Raw genomic sequence first — 15,644 nt, 5'->3', positions numbered from 1 at the left:
GAGGCCGCCGGATGCCGATCACGGAGGACTTGCCGCCAGGACTGGCCTTGGCGTGGGGCCTCCCCGTCAAGACGACCAAGCTCGGGCGTAAGCCGTCGCAGAGCATCGAGCAGATCGTCGGCGCGGCCCTCGAACTGGCCGATGCGGACGGATTCGGTGCCCTGTCGATGCCCAAGATCGCCCAGCGGCTCGGGCTGACCGCCAACGCGATTTACCGGTATGTGAGGTCCCGGGACGAGTTGCTGGTTCTGGTCGCCGAGGCCGCCTGGGGTACGGCGCCGGACCTGGCGTCCGGGACGGAAGACTGGCGCGATGCGGCGAACGTGTGGACGCGGGCGATGATCGACCGGTGCGACGTCCACCCCTGGCTGTGCGATCTCCCCGTCCGCGGGGCCCCGGTGACGCCGAACCTGCTGGACTGGACAGAGGCGATCCTGAAAGTGCTGACCGGCGCCGGGCTGACCCCCACCGAGGCCTTGAGGTGCGCGTTCGTGCTGGACGGCTATGCGCGTCAGATCGGCGGCATGCGTCGCGACCTGCGGTACAGCACCGCGCCTCCGGTGCAGTCGGACACCGTGACCAGGTTCCTCCTGCCCCGGCTGCACGAACGCGGTCACTCGGTCCTGGCGTCCATGATGGACGGCAACGACTACACCGACGACGTCGACGACGATGACGTGACCTTCGGGCTCGACCGGATCCTGGACGGGATCGGCGTACTGGTCACAGCGAAACGTGCCGCGGAACCAGCTGCGCAGGATCATCGAGGAGCCCGCGAATGAGAACTTCAGGGGACTCACGAGGTATGTGCTAGCTATGCCGCTTGCAATTGCAAGCAGCATGACGCAGGGTGGAGACATGGCTGGTTCGAAGGTCGGCTCGATCGGGGAGTACATCCGGGAACAGCGGACGCGGGCGAAGATCTCGCTGCGTCAGCTCGCGGACGTCTCGGGCATATCCAACCCGTACCTGAGCCAGATCGAGCGCGGCCTGCGCAAGCCGAGCGCCGAGATACTGCAGCAGATCGCGAAGGGGCTGCGGATCTCCGCCGAGGCGCTGTACGTGCAGGCCGGAATCCTTGAGGCCCGCGAGGCCGACACGGATCTGCAGGCCGCCGTCCGCGCCGACGTCCTCCTCACGGAACGGCAGAAGCAGGTTCTGCTCGACATCTACGCGTCGTTCCTCAAGGAGAACGAGGCCGACGGCGTGCCCCCGACGGAGCCCGCCGCACCGGACCAGGCCGCACCGGAGGACCCGGCCGCACCGGACCAGGCCGCATCGGGCCTGGGCGCGCCCGGCCGGGCCGCACCCGGACAAGCCATGTCAGAACCAATCGGACCAGTACTGGACGGAAAGGAAGAGGTCGGATGACGCTGGCCAGCAACCTGCGAGAGAACAAGGCCTTGTACGCCGTGGCCGGCGCGGGCGACTTCGCGGTGGAGAAGCTCCGCGAGATGCCCGAGCAGATGACCAGGTACCAGGGGCGCGCCCGCGAGACGGCGACGAAGTACCAGGGTGAGGTCCGCGAGACCGTCGACCGCTACCGCGGTCAGGTCCGCGACACCATGGAGCGCTACCGCGGGGAGGTCTCCCGGTACCAGGACCGCGTCGACGCCAGGGACCTGCCCGGCGCCGCCGTCGCCTACGCGACGCACGTCGGCACCCGGGCGTTCGAGCTCTTCGACGAGCTCGCCGAGCGCGGCAAGAAGGTCGTCAACCGCGAGGCCGACGAGATCGCCGAGATCACCGACGCGAAGCCGGGCCCGAGGCCGGGCTCGAAGACGGCCCCGAAGCCGCGCGCCGGGCAGACCCGCGCCGCGCAGCCGAAGCGGAGCACGCGGACGCGGTCCGCGGCCAAGAAGAACGGCGCCTGAGCGCGACGTCCGTCAGGGCCCGGCCGGAACACCCGGCCGGGCCCTTTCGTCGTCTTCCGGGACGGTTCCGCGGACACCGGTCGTTCGGCTGCAGGCTCTCCGGTGGACGGCGCGCATAGGGTTGGGGTAGTGAGGCCCCGTGTGCGCGACGAGGAGTCGCCGTCCAAGACGAGCAGGAGCGCTGATCGCCGATGTCGGACTTCAATGTGCTGGACTACTTCTTCTGGCTGCTGTTGATCATCGCGTTCGCGATGGAGGCGTGGGCGCTGATCGACTCGCTGACCGTCCCGGAGAGCGCGTTCAGCGCCGCGGGCAAGTGGCGCAAGAAGATGTGGACGATCGTCCTGATCGTCACGGTGGTGGTCGGCGGGGCCTACGCGGTCGCGCCCGCGGCGCTCGGCGCCAGCCCGATCGCGCTGCTGCTCGGCATCCTCCCGGTCGCCGCGTTCATCGCCGCCGCCGTCTACCTCGCGGACGTCCGCCCGGCGGTCGCCCCGTTCAAGAAGCGCAACGGCGGCAACTCCCACTCCGGCCCCTACGGCCCCTGGTAACCCGTCTGAACATGGACGATGCGACGTTCGCAGACCGGCTCCGCCAGCAGGCCGAGCACGTCCGCAAGGTGCTCGATGAGGGGACGGTGCCCGAGGGCGCCCTCGTCATCCACCGCGACGATCTCGACCGGTGGCGCGACGCCACGCCGGAGGAATGGGCAGCGGGCAGGCTCGAAACCTGAGCGCGGGGCCGTGCGGGTCGTCGTTAGGGTGAGGGCATGGGCACGGAGATCATGGGGCGCACGACACGGTTGGAGCTGGACGATCAAGGGCTGCGGGAATGGGAGGCGGTCGTCCTCGACTCGGGGGCGGACGGGATCGTCCTCGACCGGTCGGCGTTCTACCCGGGCGGTGGCGGGCAGCCGCCGGACCACGGGGTGCTGCTCTGGCAGGGCGTCCAGACCCGGATCGCGGGTGTGCGCAAGGGCGACGACCTGGTCCTGATCCCGGTGGACGACGACCCCGTTCCGCCGGTCGGCACCGTCGTGCAGGGCTTCGTGGAGGACGCCCGACGAACCGCGCTCATGCGGACCCACTCCGGCCTGCACCTGCTCTGCGGCGTGGTCTTCCGCGACTACGGCTGCCTCGTGACGGGCGGCAACATGGAGCCGCTGACCGCCCGTATGGATTTCGACCTGCGTGAGGTCCCGCCCGGGTTCAAGGAGGCCGTCGAGGACGCCTGCAACGCCGAGGTCGAGGCCGACCGGCGCATCGACGTCAGGACGCTGCCGCGCGACGAGGCGTTCGAGATCCCCGACATCATCAGGACGGCGACGAACCTCGTGCCGGCCGACGTGCGGGACGTCCGGATCGTCGACATCGTCGGGCTCGACACGCAGGCCGACGGCGGGACCCATGTGGCGTCCACGAAGCAGGTCGGCCGCATCAGGGTCGTGAAGGTCGAGAACAAGGGCCGCGGCTTCCGCCGCCTCCGCATCAAGATCGAGGACTAGGAGCCGGGCACCGCCCGGCGGGCGCCTCCGCCGGCCGGTGCCCGGCGGTCCAGGCGGACGGCCGCGACAGCGCGTCGACCGAGGTCAGGCCGTGCTCGACGAGGTCCACGGCGCGGTCGAAGGCGGCCCGCATGGAGACCGGGTCGTAGCCCGCGCGGCGGCAGTGCGCGATCACGGCCTGCGTGCCGCCGACCGCGATGCCCGCCGCGGCGACCGCGTCGATCTCCCCGATGCCGGGGCACAGGTCGCGGAGCAGGGCCTCGATCGCCTCCTGCGTGTCCGTCATCCGCTGCAAGCTCCGAATGGGCCTGGACGGCTTGATCATCTTTCGTTAGCTTGCGCGCTATGAAGCCGAAACGGGCACTGGCCCGGAAGCTGTCGCTCACCGGAGCGTGCGCGGCGATGATCGCGGCCGCCCTCGCGGTGCCGGGCACCGCGCACGCGGAGACCACCCAGGGCACGCGCGTCTGGACGGGCGGCCTCGGCTGGCGCCTCACGCCGACCGGCGCCGAGGCCCGGTTTCGCGGTCTCGCCGCGGTCGGCCGGAAGACCGCCTGGCTCGCGGGCAGCGGCGGAACCGTCCTGCGGACGACCGACGGCGGCCGCACCTGGCAGAACGTCGCCCCGCCCGACGCCGCCGGACTCGAATTCCGCGACATCGAGGCGTTCGACGCACAGCGGGCCACCGTGCTGGCCATCGGCGAGGGCGACGCGTCCCGCGTCTACAGCACCGCGGACGGCGGCCGCACCTGGACGCTCGGCTTCAAGAACGACGACCCGAAGGCGTTCTACGACTGCATGACGTTCTTCGACCCCCACCACGGGCTGGCGATGAGCGACCCGGTGGACGGCCGCTTCCGCATCATCTCCACCGACGACGCAGGCCGCAGCTGGCAGGTGCTCCCATCGAAGGCGATGCCGCCTGCCCTGGACGGCGAGTTCGCGTTCGCCGCCAGCGGCCAATGCCTGGTGAGCCACGGGAAACGCGACGTGTGGCTCGCCACCGGAGGAGCGTCCCGCTCGCGGGTCTTCCACTCCCGCGACCGAGGCCGCACCTGGACGGTCGCCGACACCCCGCTCCCGTCCGGCGCGTCCCAGGGCGTGTTCTCGGTGGCGTTCAGCGACTCCCGGCACGGCGTCGCGGTCGGCGGCGACTACCGTCCGGGCGAACCGTCCCCGGACGCCGCCGCCACGACCAGCGACGGCGGCCGCACCTGGCGCCTCGCACGCCGTCCCCCGGCCGAATACCGTTCCGGCGCCGTCTGGCCCGCGCGCCACCTCCCCATCGCGCTGGCCGTGGGCCCGACGGGCAGCGACCTCACCCTCAACTCCGGCCGCACCTGGACGCAGTTCGACAAGGGCAGCTTCGACACCGTCGACTGCACCCCCGACGGCGCCTGCTGGGCCGCCGGCGAAAAGGGCCGCGCCGCCCACCTCACCATCGACCCCTGACGGACACGACACCGGACTCAGGCCAGGACGGAGTCGTGCGGGTCGCGTTCGGTGCCCCGCCGGACCTGGAACACCCCGTCGTCGATTTCCTCGGAATGGTCCTCGATCAGGTCGCGTATGTTCGCGGGCCACGTGGTGGCCCGATTCCACACCGTGCCCGCGAGCGCTTCGAGGTCTATGTCCCGCAAATGTGAAACGTTCATACCGGACAGATTCACTGACTCCGCCCCAAGCGCTGAGGCCGCCGCTCGGACCAGGGCGAAAACACTCTCCGAAGACCAGCCAAGCTTGCCGTCAAGGTCGGTGGCGATGACGCTGGCGACCTCGCGGGGGCAGTGGACGGGGCCGCGTACGGGGTCGATGGCGTTGGCGAGGTTGCGTTCGAGGGCGTGGTAGAGCACGAAGGTGCGGTCGATGGCGCGGGCGGAGTAGAGGTCTTGGGCGAGGTCTTGGGCGAGGCTTCGGGCAAAGTGGAGGTCGGTGGCGCGGCCGAGGTCTCGGGCGATGTTGCGGACGGAGTCGAGGTCGGTGGCGAGGTCAAGGCATTGGGCGGTGGCGCGGGCGCGGGCGACGTATAGGCGGGTGTCGCTGATAGTGATCAGGGCCTGCGTGAGGGTCATGAGATAAGTCAGATGCTTGAGGTTGGGATTGGGGAGGTCTGCGCGGAGCAGCGCAGCACGGAGCTCGAGGATTCCCTCTGGCAGCCGCTTCAGAGTGCGTTGCGTGAGGGTGCGGAGTTCAAGGACGACCAGACCATCGCTGTTGCGTGTCGGTTCCGGCTGTGGGGGATGGGCGTCGTCATCCATGAAGGCCAGTAGGCCGGTCATGGGGTTGATGTGCTCTCGGGTGTGCCGCAATAGGTCGTCGTACGCTTCCCTCAGCAGGCGGTCGAATTCGGGGTCGGTGAGGGCGGCCGGATCATCGTCGTGTTCGTGGTGCGTCATCGGGCCGTCCCTCCTTCCTGCGGTGGCTTGAGGTCAGGTACACGCGCAGCAGTGCGCGGGCCTTGGCGCGGAGGTTGCGGACCTTCTGAGGATCGATGTACAGGTGAGCGGCGATGGCGCTGTCCGGGTGGCCGTCGAGGGTGAAGGCCATCACAGCACGCGCCTGCTCGTCGGGGATGGCATGCAAAGCCTCCAGCACTCGCCCCGATCGCAAGGTCGGCCGGATCGGGTTGAGAGCAGGAGCGGTCGGCGAGGAGGCCTTCTAAGCCCGAGAGGATGGGGGGTTCACGGCGGCGGGTGCCGCCGGGGCGGTCGTGGCGACGCAGCGCGATCGTGCGTATCCAAGCTTCCCGATTTTCGATCTGCTCCCAGGCCCCGGGCTTGTGCGCGGTGTGCCACGCCTCGATGAACGCCTCTTGGGCGGCGTCCTCGGCGGCATGGAGAGTGGCGCTACGAGCGATCATCACGAACCGCACCACCTGCGGGATTTGATCGATGTAGAAGTCCAGGAACGTCTCGCGCACCGCACCGACTCTGCCATCGGGCCCGGGAACCGACCCCAATGAACGCCGCGATTGGTCTGGGACGGCCGGGTGGGGCGGCGGGTCGTCGCGGGTTTCATCGGCGGTCATCGCCGTCCCGCCCGTTCCGGGCACGGCTGTATCCGGCCGCGAAGGGCAGTAGCGCGCTGATTAAGCCGAGCGCCGCCGTCACCAGGTCGATCGCCGTAGCGGCATTCATGGAGTTCCTTCCGCTCACTAGGTGTCATCCACGTAGTGGGCGGGAGCCGCCATGATCGGTAAGGACGGGTGAGGTTACTTCTTGCGGCCCTTCTTGGGGGGCGGGGGCTTGGGGAGTGGCGGGGTGGGGGCGGCGCCCTGGTTTTTGACGGACTCTATGGCGGCCTTGGCGGCGGCCGGGTCGAGGTATTCGCCGCCGCGTTTGAGGGGGGCGAAATCGTCGTCGAGTTCGTAGACGAGGGGGATGCCGGTGGGGATGTTGAGGCCGACGATCTGCTCGTCGGAGATGTCGTCCAGGTGCTTGACGAGGCCGCGGAGGGAGTTGCCGTGCGCGGCGACGAGGACGGTCTTCCCCGCGGCCAGGTCGGGGACGATCGCGTCGTACCAGTAGGGGAGCATGCGGTCGACGACGTCGGCGAGGCATTCCGTCCGGGGGATCAGTTCGGACGGCAGTTCCGCGTAGCGGAGGTCGTTGACCTGGGAGAGGGGGTCGTCGTCCTTGATGGGCGGCGGCGGGGTGTCGTAGGAACGGCGCCAGGTCATGAATTGCCGTTCGCCGAATTCCTCGCGGGTCTGGGCCTTGTTCTTGCCCTGAAGGGCGCCGTAGTGGCGTTCGTTGAGGCGCCAGGAGCGGCGGACGGGGATCCAGAGAAGGTCGGCGACGTCCAAGGCGATATTGGCGGTGCGGATGGCGCGCTTCAGCAGCGAGGTGTGCAGCACGTCGGGGGTGATGTCGGCGTCCAGGAGCAGGTCGCCGCCTTTGGTCGCCTCGCTTTCGCCTTTCGCGGACAGGTCGACGTCCACCCATCCGGTGAACAGTCCTTCCGCGTTCCAGACGCTTTCGCCGTGCCGGAGCAGTACCAGGGTCGCCATGGGACGAGAGCCTAGCGGCATGGCGGTCGTCATCCGCGGTTGGCCGGGTCGGCGAAGGACGCGAAGGCCCGAAGGTTGGCGAGGCTCTCGCCGCGCTTGACGCGCCAGTCCCATTCACGCTGGATGGACGACTTGAACCCGCGTTCCAGGGCTTTGTCGAAGTTCTCGTCGGAGTAGGTGAGGACGCAGCCCAGGAGGCGGTCAATCTCGTCCGGTGAGACTGAGGCGAGGGGGACCCGGCCGACGAGGTGGACGTCGCCGACGTCGTCGAGCGCGAACGCAACCCCGTACATGCGGCCGTTCTTCTCCAGGAGGAAGCGGTAGAAGGCGGCGTGGTTCTCGTCGGGGCGGCGGCAGAAGAACGCCTCCACGTGCAGGCTGTGCTCGCCGACGATCAGCCAGGTCATGGTGGCGAGCTTGTGCTGCCCGGGGAGCTTGACGAAGAACGCGTTCTCGCGCGGCTCGTCGAACTCCAGGTCGGCGGCCCGCAGGGTCCTCCTGATGGTGTCGACCGGGTTCGCGTCGCTCATGCGGTGACCTCGGCGGCGCTGCGGGCGGCCGGGATCGAAAGGGTGCGGATGTCCACGGCTCCGGTATACACGTCCAGGAGGTCGTCGACGGTGGCGTCCCAGCCGAAGGTGTTCGCGTGGCGGACGGCGCCGCGGGCGAGGCGGGCGTGCAGGCCGGGTTCGGCGTGGAGGCGGCGCAGGACGGCGGCGTAGTCGGCCGGGTCGTGCCCGCTGACCAGGACGCCGGAGTCGCCGTCGGCGACGGCGGTGCAGAGGCCGCCCACGCGGGACGCGACGACGGGCGTCCCGCAGGCCTGGGACTCGACGGCGACGAGCCCGAACGACTCGCTGTGGGACGGGACGACGGTGACGTCCGCGGCGCGGTACCAGTCGGCGAGCTCGTCCTGCGGGCTCGGGGGCTCGAACCGCATCACGTCGGAGATGCCGAGCCCGGCGGCGAGGTTCTGCAGGCCCTCGGGACGGCAGAGTCCGGAGCCGCTCGGGCCTCCGACGACGGCGACGACGAGTTCGCGGCGCAGGGACGGGTCGTCGGCGAGCATGCGGGCGACGGCGCGGAGCAGCACGTCGGGGGCCTTGAGCGGCTGGATGCGGCCGACGAACAGCAGCACGTACGCGTCGCGGGGGAGGCCGAGGCGGCGGCGGGCGGGGCCGGTGCGGTGCGGGAGGAGGCCGGTGCTGCGGGCCAGGGACGACTCGGGGTGGAACATCGACAGGTCCACGCCGGGGCTGACGGTCGCGACACGCGATGGGTCGGCGCCGTACAGGTCGATGAGTTCGCGGGCTTCCTTGCCGGTGTTGGCGACGATCCGGTCGGACGACGCCACGACCTGTTCCTCGCCCAGGACGCGTTCGGCCGGTTCGGGTTTGTCGCCGTCCGCGAGGGCCGCGTTCTTCACCTTCGCCATGGTGTGCATGGAGTGGACGAGCGGCACACCCCACCGCTGCTTGGCCGCCCACCCGGCCTGACCGGACAGCCAGTAGTGGGTGTGGAGGAGGTCGTAGTGGCCTGGCTCGTGCGCCGCTTCGGCGCGCAGGACGCCGGACGTGAATCCGCAGAGGTGCCGGGGGAGTTCGGTCTTGTCCAGCTCCTCGAACGGCCCGGCGATGACGTTGCGGACGAGGACGCCCGGGGCCAGCTCGACGACGGGCGGCATCGCGCGGCAGGTGGCGCGGGTGAAGATGTCGACCTCGACGCCCCGGGCGGCGAGGCGTTTCGCCACCTCGACGACGTAGACGTTCATGCCGCCCGCGTCGCCGGTCCCCGGTTGGTCGAGGGGGGAAGTATGAACACTGACCGTCGCAACCCTGCTGATACGACGCGACACCGGACACCACCTCCGGTAGTGCAACCTATCGACCGCGTCACCTGTTCCCCTGACAAGGGTGACAATCGTGACTTCCCACCGCCGTGACTCACCGCCACTACGGGTCTCGCCGCCGGAGTTTGGGACGGGGCGCGGCCACCTGGGAGGCTGGGCCCATGCGTAAGACCGCGGTAGTGACCGGAGCGAGCAGCGGGATCGGAGCGGCCACGGCCAGGCGCCTGGCGGCGGAGGGGTTCAACGTCGTGCTCGCCGCGCGGCGCCGGGACCGCCTGGACGCCGTCGCCAAGGAGATCGCCGAGAGCGTGCCGGGCGCCGGCCCGACGGGTGCCGGGAAGGTCATGCCCGTCACGCTGGACGTGACGTCGCAGGAATCGGTGGACGCCCTCGCGGACGCCGTCTCCGCCTGCCACGTGCTCGTCAACAACGCCGGCGGCGCCCTCGGCCTCGACACCGTGGCGACCGCCGACCTGGACGAGTGGCGGGCGATGTACGACAGCAACGTCCTCGGGCTCGTCCGCGTGACCCAGGCGCTGCTGCCCAAGCTGATCGAGAGCGGCGACGGCCATGTCGTCAACATCACCTCGCTGGCCGGGCACGTCCCGTACGAGGGCGGCGGCGGGTACAACGCGGCCAAGTTCGCCGCCTACGCGGTGAACGACGTGCTGCGCCTCGAACTGGTCGCCGAGCCCGTCCGCGTCACGGAGATCGCGCCGGGGCTGGTGAAGACGGAGGAGTTCTCGCTGGTCCGGTTCCACGGGGACGAGGAGAAGGCCGCCAAGCCGTACGAGGGCGTCCCGGATCCGCTGGTCGCCGACGACGTCGCCGACTGCGTCGCCTGGGCGGTGACCCGTCCGGCGCATGTGAACATCGACCGCATCGACGTGCAGCCGCGCGTCCAGGCCGCGCCGCACAAGCTCCACCGGGAGTAGGGCTCAGCGGGAGGCGGGGGCGACCGCCGTCCAGGGAAGGGTGACCTCGCCGAGGCGCCAGCGGTTTCTGCCGCCGCAGGGCGGACGTGTGACGACGGGATGGGTCCGGGAGAGGAGGGCGACCGCCTCGACCCAGCGGGCGCGCGGGCCGAACGCGGAATGCGGGGCGGCCGTCGCCCAGCACCGGTCGAACGCGGCCAGCAGCGCGTGGACGGGCTCGCCCGGCACGTTCCGGTGGATCAGCGTCTTCGGCAGCCGCTCCGCCAGCTCGGACGGACGTTCCAGCGTCGGCAGATGCGCCGCGAACGTGATCGTCCGCGGGCCCTCGGGGGTGAGCGTCGCCCACACCGCGCGGCGGCCGATCTCGTCGCACGTCCCTTCGACGAGGACGCCGGACGGGTCGAGGCGGGCGGTCAGCTCGTCCCAGGCGCGCCAGGCCGCCGCCTCCTCGTACTGCCGCAGGACGTTGAACGCCCTGATCAGGACGGGTGGGCGCGCGACCGGCAGCTCGAATCCGCCGCGCCGGAACGACAGCCCGTCCAGGGAACCTTCCGAGCCGTCCCGGGCGAGGAGGGCGACCCCGGCGGCGACCCGGTCAGGGTCGATCTCGATGCCGACGACGTCCAGGCGCGGCGAGACCGCGCGGAGCCGGGTGTAGAGCTCGACGGTCGTGACCGGCGACGCGCCGTAGCCGAGGTCGACGGCCAGCGGGCGCGGGCCCGAGCGCAGGGGACGGGTCTGGGTGGCGGCGATCCAGCGGTCCACGCGGCGGAGCCGGTTGGGGGCGGTGGTGCCGCGGGTCGCCTCCCCCCGCGGCCGCTGCTTGGGGGGCACCGGCCAATTGTTCCTCGCGACCCGCCATGCCTCGTCCACCGGCGAACCCTTTTATGGAACGAAATTCTGTTCGGGTCTGTACGGCGGCCGCCGGGACGGGAGATCCTGACAGGATGCCGGACCTGCACAGCCTCCTCGCCGACCTGGCCGCCGAGGGCGACTCCCTCGACGCCCTGGTCGCGCCGCTGCCCGCCGCGCGCTGGGCGGCCGCGACCCCGGCCGAGGGCTGGACGATCGCGCACCAGATCGCCCACCTCGCCTGGACGGACGCGCAGGCCACCGTCGCCGCCACCGACGCCGACGCGTTCGCGAGGCTCCTTGAGCGGGCCATCGCCGACCCCGGCGGGTACGTCGAGGCAGGCGCGCGGGAGGGCGCCGCCGAGGACCCCGCCCGCCTCCTCGCCCGCTGGCGCGACGGACGCCGCCGCATCATCGACGCGCTCACCGTCCTCCAGCCCCCATCCACCACCAATCAATCGACGAGCTCCGCTCGGCCTACCGCTGGCCCTTCCGGGGAGCGGATTCCGTGGTTCGGGCCGCCGATGGGTGCGGCGTCGATGGCGACGGCGCGGCTCATGGAGACGTGGGCGCATGGCGAGGACGTCGCCGACGCCCTCGGCGAGCGCCGCGCGCCCACGCGCCGCCTCCGGCACGTCGCGCACATCGGCGTCCGGACCCGCGACTTCGCGTTCCGCAACCGCGGCCTGGAACCTCCCGCCGACGAGTTCCGCATCGTCCTGGAGGGACCGGACGGCGACACGTGGACGTGGGGCCCGGCGGACGCGCCGCAGTCCGTCACCGGCCCCGCGCTCGACTTCTGCCTGCTCGCGACCCAGCGGCGGCACCGCGACGACCTCGCGCTCACCGCCGCCGGCCCGGACGCCGACCGCTGGCTGGACGTGGCCCAGGCCTTCGCAGGCCCACCCGGCCCCGGCCGCACCCCCACCGCCTCCGCCCGCTGAGCGCCCTGCCCAAGTCCCGACCGTCAGCGCTGGGTGAGCGGATGTAGGGGCCGGATGCGGTCATCGTCACGTTCAGGCGGCTCGAACACGGACATGTCCTCCCCATGACGATTCTCATCGCCTATGACGGGTCCGACGACGCGCGGGCCGCGACCGGCTACGCCGCCCGGCATGTCCGGCCGGAGCCGGCCGTGGTCTTGACGGTGTGGGAGCCGCTGCTGACGCAGCTGAGCTGGACGCCGCTGGCGGCGGCGGCACCGGTGGCCGTCGACCCGGAACCGGGCGAGCGGTTCGAGGAGGAGAAGCAGGCCGAGCGGCTCGCCCGGCAGGGCGCCGACCTCGCCGCCGCGGGCGGGCTGGCGGACGTGACGACCCGCGCGGAACGGGGCGGCGGGCCGGTCTGGCCCGCCATCGTGGACGTCGCCGACGAGCTGGACGCGTCCCTCATCGTCACCGGCTCGCGCGGCCTGGGAGGCGCCCGCTCGTTGATCCTGGGCAGCGTCTCGACCCGTGTCCTTCATCACGCCGGGCGTCCGGTCCTGGTGGTCCCGCCGCCGAAGGGAGAGGACTGACGGGCGGACGCGGCGCGCGGCGGCGGGGCGGCCGGGGTCAGGGCGTGCCGACGGCCCGCTCGAAGGCGGCGTACGCGTCCGAGGTGAACAGGACGAACCGCGCGTCCGTGACGTTGGTCGGCGTGGAGCGGACCGTGCCGACGGCGATACGGGCCGCGTCGTCCATGGGCCAGCCGTAGATGCCCGCCGACACGGCAGGGAAGGCGATCGACTCGACGCCGAGCTCGTCCGCGACCCGCAGCGCCTCCCGGTAGCAGGAGGCGAGCTGGTCGGAGCGGTCGTCGCCGGCCGAGTACACGGGACCGACGGTGTGGATGACCCAGTCGGCGGGCAGCCGTCCGGCGGTCGTCGCTACGGCCTGCCCGGTCGGGAGGCCGCCGCCGTACTGGGCGGCGCGCAGCCTGCGGCAGTCGTCCAGGATCTCCGGGCCGCCCTTGCGGTGGATCGCGCCGTCCACCCCGCCGCCGCCGAGGAGCGAGGAGTTGGCCGCGTTCACGACCGCGCCCACCTTCTGCTCCGTGATGTCGCCCCGGACGAGAGTGATGTTCATGTCCGCCGTTCCTCCGCTGTGGCCGAACCCGTCAGAAGAGAAGAATTCTCCCCCGCGCCGGATGCGAAACGCGTTCGGTTGCTTCCCGGCGGTACGCTCATGGCGGACGGGTTTGCGGGGGCGGTGACGCCCGTCCGTTTTCGTCCGGCCGATGCCGTGGGGGGCGCCCGTACGGGAGGGCCGGGCGTGACCGTCGAAAGAGTGACTGCCTATCCTGCCGTCGAGACGACCACAAAGGCGTGCAAGTCGTGGAGGTACCCCCTTGAAGATTCTCCTCGCCGGAGCGACCGGAGTCGTCGGTCGCCGGCTGATCCCGCTGCTCGTCCAGGCGGGCCACGAGGTCGCAGGGACGACACGCCGATCCGAGCGCGCCGACGGGCTCCGCGTGCTCGGCGCCACGCCGGTCGTCCTGGACGTGCTCGACGCCGCCGCCGTGCGCGCCGCCGTCGCGGCCGAGCGCCCGGACGCGGTGATCCACCAGCTCACCGATCTCAGCGCCGAGGACTTCGCCGCCAACTCGCATCTGCGCATCGAGGGCACCCGGAACCTGGTCGACGCGGCCAGGGAAGCGGACGTCGAGACGATGATCGCGCAGAGCATCGCGTGGCTGTACGTCGCCGGGGACGCCCCGGCCGTCGAGACCGACCCGCTCGACGCGTCGCTGCCGCCTTACGAGGGCGTCGCGGCGCTGGAGGCGGCGGTCGGCGAGATGCCGCGCGGCGTGGTGCTGCGGTACGGCGCCCTGTACGGGCCGGGCACGTGGTACGCGCCGGACGGCGCCATCGCCGAGCGGGTGCGCGCGGGCACGATGCGCCCGGCGCCGTCGTGGACGTCGTTCGTGCACGCCGACGACGCGGCGTCGGCCGCGCTCGCGGCGCTCGAATGGCCCGCGGGCGCCGTCAACGTCGTGGACGACGAGCCCGCGACCACGGCCGACTGGCTGCCGGTCTACAGCGCGGCGATCGGCGCGCCCGACCCGGGCAACGCCGGGAAGCACGCGGCCACGATGGGCCGGCCCGTGTCGAACGCGAAGGCGCTGACTCTCGGGTGGAAGCCGCAGGTCGCCTCGTGGCGCACCGGCTTCTCCCGCAGGGACGGCGCCGCGCGGGCGGCGGACGGCTCGCGCGTGAACGGCGCCGCCCGCACCCGCTGACCCAACGAACCGGTTGCTTCCGGACGGAACGTGACAACCGTCAACCGAACTGGAACGACCGCTTCGCGAGCCCGAACCAGTAGCCGTCGATGACGGATCGCCGTTCCGACGGATCGCCGGTGTGACTTTCCACACCCGCGCCGAGCGCCATGAACAGCGGCGCGAAGTGCTCCGTCCGCGGGTGGGCGATGCGGGCCGCGGGGGCCTTGGCGCGGAAGTCGAGAAGGGCGTCGACGTCGCCGCTCTTCACCGCGTGGTCCGTCCACGCGTCGAACTCCGCCGACCAGGCGGGCGGTGCGGCGTCGGGACCGGACGGCAGCTCGCGCAGGTTGTGCGTCGTGAAACCGCTCCCGACGATGAGGACGCCCTGATCGCGCAGCGGCGCGAGGGCCCGTCCGATCTCGAAGAGCCGCGCGGGCACCAGCGTCGGCATGGACATCTGCAGGACGGGGACGTCGGCGTCCGGATACATCTCCACGAGCGGTACGTAGGCGCCGTGGTCCAGGCCGCGGGTCTCGTCCCGGTGCACGCCGGGGATGAGTCCGCCCACGTCGTCCGCCAGTTCCGGGGCGCCGGGCGCGTCGTAGCGGACGCGGTAGTAGCGCTCCGGGAAGCCCCAGAAGTCGTACAGCAGCGGCGCCCGGCGGGTGGCGCCGACGGTCAGCGGCGCCTCCTCCCAGTGCGCCGACACGATCAGGATCGCCTTCGGTTTCGGCAGGTCCGCGGCCCAGCGGGCGAGTTCGTCCGTCCAGACGAGGTCGTCGGCCAGGGGCGGGGCCCCGTGGCTGAGGTAGAGCACGGGCATCCTGGACATGGTTAGTCCCCCTCTTATTTCACATTTGAACTATAACATCCTGCTAGTTGAATGTTCAAGTCTTGAGGGTTCAATCATCTTGGGTAGAGTGTCGGCATGACGGACTCGCGATGGCTCGACGCCGACGAACAGGAGACCTGGCGCGCCTTCCTGTGGACGTCGCGCCTGCTCAACGAGGCCCTCGACCGCCAGCTCCAGCGCGACTCCGGCCTGCCGCACACCTACTACATGATCTTGGCGATGCTGTCGGAGTCGCCGGGCCGCGCCCGCACCATGACCGAGCTGGCCGAGATCGTCCACTCGTCGCCGAGCCGCCTCTCGCACGCCGTCAACCGGCTGGAGGAGGCGGGCTGGGTACGGCGGACCAAGAACGGCGCCGACCGCCGCACCACCGTCGCCGAACTCACCGACGCGGGCTTCGCCGTCCTCGACGAGGCCGCGCCCGGCCATGTCGCCGAGGTCAGGCGGCACCTGTTCGACCCGCTGACCCGCGAGCAGATGCTGGAGTTCCGCGAGACGCTGCACGCCCTCCTCGGCTCCCTCGACCCGAAGCGGGAGGCCCCCTGCGCCCGCGGCGAAGGCTGACCG

General features: G+C 71.4%; 21 protein-coding genes. 12 read left to right on the top strand and 9 right to left on the bottom strand.

Annotation, left to right across the window (positions count from 1 at the left end):
- Positions 1–11 precede the first annotated feature (11 nt).
- The 6 genes from ACH34T_RS14400 (at position 12) to ACH34T_RS14375 (ending at position 3,378) form a co-directional block, all read left to right on the top strand.
- Entirely contained in the window at positions 12–782 is a 771-nt protein-coding gene (locus ACH34T_RS14400; RefSeq protein WP_395992586.1) for a TetR/AcrR family transcriptional regulator, read from the top strand.
- Positions 783–858: 76 nt separating this feature from the next.
- Positions 859–1,371 carry a helix-turn-helix domain-containing protein gene (locus ACH34T_RS14395; RefSeq protein WP_395992585.1) on the top strand — a complete coding sequence of 171 codons (513 nt, stop codon included), beginning with the start codon at positions 859–861 and terminating at the stop codon, positions 1,369–1,371.
- Positions 1,368–1,874, top strand: a complete 507-nt coding sequence (locus ACH34T_RS14390) for a hypothetical protein (RefSeq protein WP_395992584.1) — start codon at positions 1,368–1,370, stop codon at positions 1,872–1,874. Before ACH34T_RS14395 ends, ACH34T_RS14390 begins: the two co-directional genes overlap by 4 nt.
- Before the next feature lie 191 nt (positions 1,875–2,065).
- Complete coding sequence (locus tag ACH34T_RS14385; RefSeq protein ID WP_205717850.1) at positions 2,066–2,425, top strand: DUF2516 family protein; 360 nt, start codon at positions 2,066–2,068, stop codon at positions 2,423–2,425.
- Between the two features lie 11 nt (positions 2,426–2,436).
- On the top strand, positions 2,437–2,607 hold the full coding sequence (locus ACH34T_RS14380) for a hypothetical protein (RefSeq protein ID WP_395992583.1): 171 nt from the start codon (positions 2,437–2,439) through the stop codon (positions 2,605–2,607).
- A 36-nt stretch (positions 2,608–2,643) separates the two neighbouring features.
- Positions 2,644–3,378: an alanyl-tRNA editing protein gene (locus ACH34T_RS14375; RefSeq protein ID WP_395992582.1), complete on the top strand. Its 735-nt coding sequence runs from the start codon at positions 2,644–2,646 to the stop codon at positions 3,376–3,378.
- Here ACH34T_RS14375 and ACH34T_RS14370 read toward each other — a convergent pair.
- Complete coding sequence (locus ACH34T_RS14370) at positions 3,362–3,664, bottom strand: hypothetical protein (RefSeq protein ID WP_395992581.1); 303 nt, start codon at positions 3,662–3,664, stop codon at positions 3,362–3,364. The two genes, ACH34T_RS14375 and ACH34T_RS14370, sit on opposite strands and share 17 nt — an antisense overlap.
- 59 nt (positions 3,665–3,723) lie before the next feature.
- Here ACH34T_RS14370 and ACH34T_RS14365 point away from each other — a divergent pair, with 59 nt between their 5' ends.
- The gene (locus ACH34T_RS14365; protein WP_395992580.1) at positions 3,724–4,830 is read left to right on the top strand and encodes a WD40/YVTN/BNR-like repeat-containing protein; all 1,107 of its coding nucleotides are present in this window, start codon (positions 3,724–3,726) and stop codon (positions 4,828–4,830) included.
- Between the two features lie 17 nt (positions 4,831–4,847).
- Here the strand turns inward: ACH34T_RS14365 and ACH34T_RS14360 are convergent, their stop codons facing one another.
- From ACH34T_RS14360 to mshA, 5 genes are all read right to left on the bottom strand, one after another.
- The gene (locus ACH34T_RS14360; protein WP_395992579.1) at positions 4,848–5,774 is read right to left on the bottom strand and encodes a hypothetical protein; all 927 of its coding nucleotides are present in this window, start codon (positions 5,772–5,774) and stop codon (positions 4,848–4,850) included.
- Positions 5,749–5,973, bottom strand: coding sequence for a hypothetical protein (locus ACH34T_RS14355; RefSeq protein WP_395992578.1), 225 nt, complete (start codon positions 5,971–5,973; stop codon positions 5,749–5,751). The genes ACH34T_RS14360 and ACH34T_RS14355 overlap by 26 nt, the downstream gene beginning before the upstream one ends.
- A 616-nt stretch (positions 5,974–6,589) precedes the next feature.
- Positions 6,590–7,387: a phosphoglyceromutase gene (locus ACH34T_RS14350; protein WP_395992577.1), complete on the bottom strand. Its 798-nt coding sequence runs from the start codon at positions 7,385–7,387 to the stop codon at positions 6,590–6,592.
- Between the two features lie 29 nt (positions 7,388–7,416).
- The gene (locus ACH34T_RS14345) at positions 7,417–7,917 is read right to left on the bottom strand and encodes a YbjN domain-containing protein (RefSeq protein ID WP_395992576.1); all 501 of its coding nucleotides are present in this window, start codon (positions 7,915–7,917) and stop codon (positions 7,417–7,419) included.
- Positions 7,914–9,242, bottom strand: a complete 1,329-nt coding sequence (gene mshA, locus ACH34T_RS14340) for a D-inositol-3-phosphate glycosyltransferase (RefSeq protein ID WP_395992575.1) — start codon at positions 9,240–9,242, stop codon at positions 7,914–7,916. The genes ACH34T_RS14345 and mshA overlap by 4 nt, the downstream gene beginning before the upstream one ends.
- 155 nt (positions 9,243–9,397) lie before the next feature.
- Here mshA and ACH34T_RS14335 point away from each other — a divergent pair, with 155 nt between their 5' ends.
- Complete coding sequence (locus tag ACH34T_RS14335) at positions 9,398–10,171, top strand: SDR family NAD(P)-dependent oxidoreductase (RefSeq protein ID WP_395992574.1); 774 nt, start codon at positions 9,398–9,400, stop codon at positions 10,169–10,171.
- Positions 10,172–10,174: 3 nt separating this feature from the next.
- On the opposite strand, the gene ACH34T_RS14330 is transcribed toward ACH34T_RS14335, so the two are convergent.
- The gene (locus tag ACH34T_RS14330; protein WP_395992573.1) at positions 10,175–11,005 is read right to left on the bottom strand and encodes a class I SAM-dependent methyltransferase; all 831 of its coding nucleotides are present in this window, start codon (positions 11,003–11,005) and stop codon (positions 10,175–10,177) included.
- Positions 11,006–11,118: 113 nt separating this feature from the next.
- Here ACH34T_RS14330 and ACH34T_RS14325 point away from each other — a divergent pair, with 113 nt between their 5' ends.
- On the top strand, positions 11,119–11,967 hold the full coding sequence (locus ACH34T_RS14325; RefSeq protein ID WP_395992572.1) for a TIGR03084 family metal-binding protein: 849 nt from the start codon (positions 11,119–11,121) through the stop codon (positions 11,965–11,967).
- A 104-nt stretch (positions 11,968–12,071) separates the two neighbouring features.
- Entirely contained in the window at positions 12,072–12,539 is a 468-nt protein-coding gene (locus tag ACH34T_RS14320) for a universal stress protein (protein WP_395992571.1), read from the top strand.
- 37 nt (positions 12,540–12,576) lie between these two features.
- Here the strand turns inward: ACH34T_RS14320 and ACH34T_RS14315 are convergent, their stop codons facing one another.
- Positions 12,577–13,089: an O-acetyl-ADP-ribose deacetylase gene (locus ACH34T_RS14315; protein ID WP_395992570.1), complete on the bottom strand. Its 513-nt coding sequence runs from the start codon at positions 13,087–13,089 to the stop codon at positions 12,577–12,579.
- A 262-nt stretch (positions 13,090–13,351) separates the two neighbouring features.
- Between ACH34T_RS14315 and ACH34T_RS14310 the strand changes: the two genes are divergently transcribed.
- Positions 13,352–14,242, top strand: coding sequence for an NAD-dependent epimerase/dehydratase family protein (locus ACH34T_RS14310; protein WP_395992569.1), 891 nt, complete (start codon positions 13,352–13,354; stop codon positions 14,240–14,242).
- Between the two features lie 40 nt (positions 14,243–14,282).
- Here ACH34T_RS14310 and ACH34T_RS14305 read toward each other — a convergent pair whose 3' ends face one another.
- A complete protein-coding gene (locus tag ACH34T_RS14305; protein ID WP_395992568.1) occupies positions 14,283–15,056 on the bottom strand; it encodes a dioxygenase in 774 nt (257 codons plus the stop codon).
- 96 nt (positions 15,057–15,152) lie between these two features.
- Between ACH34T_RS14305 and ACH34T_RS14300 the strand changes: the two genes are divergently transcribed.
- On the top strand, positions 15,153–15,641 hold the full coding sequence (locus tag ACH34T_RS14300; RefSeq protein WP_395992567.1) for a MarR family winged helix-turn-helix transcriptional regulator: 489 nt from the start codon (positions 15,153–15,155) through the stop codon (positions 15,639–15,641).
- Positions 15,642–15,644 lie beyond the last annotated feature (3 nt).

Origin of the sequence: Actinomadura sp. 9N215 (genome assembly GCF_044326345.1) — a bacterium.
In the GTDB taxonomy this organism is placed as follows: Bacteria; Actinomycetota; Actinomycetes; order Streptosporangiales; family Streptosporangiaceae; genus Spirillospora.
The sequence above is the reverse complement of the archived record's forward strand: the minus strand, read 5'-3'. Positions and strand labels throughout refer to the sequence as shown.

Coding starts and splice junctions, on each gene's coding strand:
- ACH34T_RS14400 (WP_395992586.1), top strand. CDS start 12: ATGCCGATCACGGAGGACTTGCCGCCAGGACTGGCCTTGGCGTGGGGC.
- ACH34T_RS14395 (WP_395992585.1), top strand. CDS start 859: ATGGCTGGTTCGAAGGTCGGCTCGATCGGGGAGTACATCCGGGAACAG.
- ACH34T_RS14390 (WP_395992584.1), top strand. CDS start 1,368: ATGACGCTGGCCAGCAACCTGCGAGAGAACAAGGCCTTGTACGCCGTG.
- ACH34T_RS14385 (WP_205717850.1), top strand. CDS start 2,066: ATGTCGGACTTCAATGTGCTGGACTACTTCTTCTGGCTGCTGTTGATC.
- ACH34T_RS14380 (WP_395992583.1), top strand. CDS start 2,437: ATGGACGATGCGACGTTCGCAGACCGGCTCCGCCAGCAGGCCGAGCAC.
- ACH34T_RS14375 (WP_395992582.1), top strand. CDS start 2,644: ATGGGCACGGAGATCATGGGGCGCACGACACGGTTGGAGCTGGACGAT.
- ACH34T_RS14370 (WP_395992581.1), bottom strand. CDS start 3,664: ATGACGGACACGCAGGAGGCGATCGAGGCCCTGCTCCGCGACCTGTGC.
- ACH34T_RS14365 (WP_395992580.1), top strand. CDS start 3,724: ATGAAGCCGAAACGGGCACTGGCCCGGAAGCTGTCGCTCACCGGAGCG.
- ACH34T_RS14360 (WP_395992579.1), bottom strand. CDS start 5,774: ATGACGCACCACGAACACGACGATGATCCGGCCGCCCTCACCGACCCC.
- ACH34T_RS14350 (WP_395992577.1), bottom strand. CDS start 7,387: ATGGCGACCCTGGTACTGCTCCGGCACGGCGAAAGCGTCTGGAACGCG.
- ACH34T_RS14345 (WP_395992576.1), bottom strand. CDS start 7,917: ATGAGCGACGCGAACCCGGTCGACACCATCAGGAGGACCCTGCGGGCC.
- ACH34T_RS14335 (WP_395992574.1), top strand. CDS start 9,398: ATGCGTAAGACCGCGGTAGTGACCGGAGCGAGCAGCGGGATCGGAGCG.
- ACH34T_RS14325 (WP_395992572.1), top strand. CDS start 11,119: ATGCCGGACCTGCACAGCCTCCTCGCCGACCTGGCCGCCGAGGGCGAC.
- ACH34T_RS14320 (WP_395992571.1), top strand. CDS start 12,072: ATGACGATTCTCATCGCCTATGACGGGTCCGACGACGCGCGGGCCGCG.
- ACH34T_RS14315 (WP_395992570.1), bottom strand. CDS start 13,089: ATGAACATCACTCTCGTCCGGGGCGACATCACGGAGCAGAAGGTGGGC.
- ACH34T_RS14305 (WP_395992568.1), bottom strand. CDS start 15,056: ATGTCCAGGATGCCCGTGCTCTACCTCAGCCACGGGGCCCCGCCCCTG.
- ACH34T_RS14300 (WP_395992567.1), top strand. CDS start 15,153: ATGACGGACTCGCGATGGCTCGACGCCGACGAACAGGAGACCTGGCGC.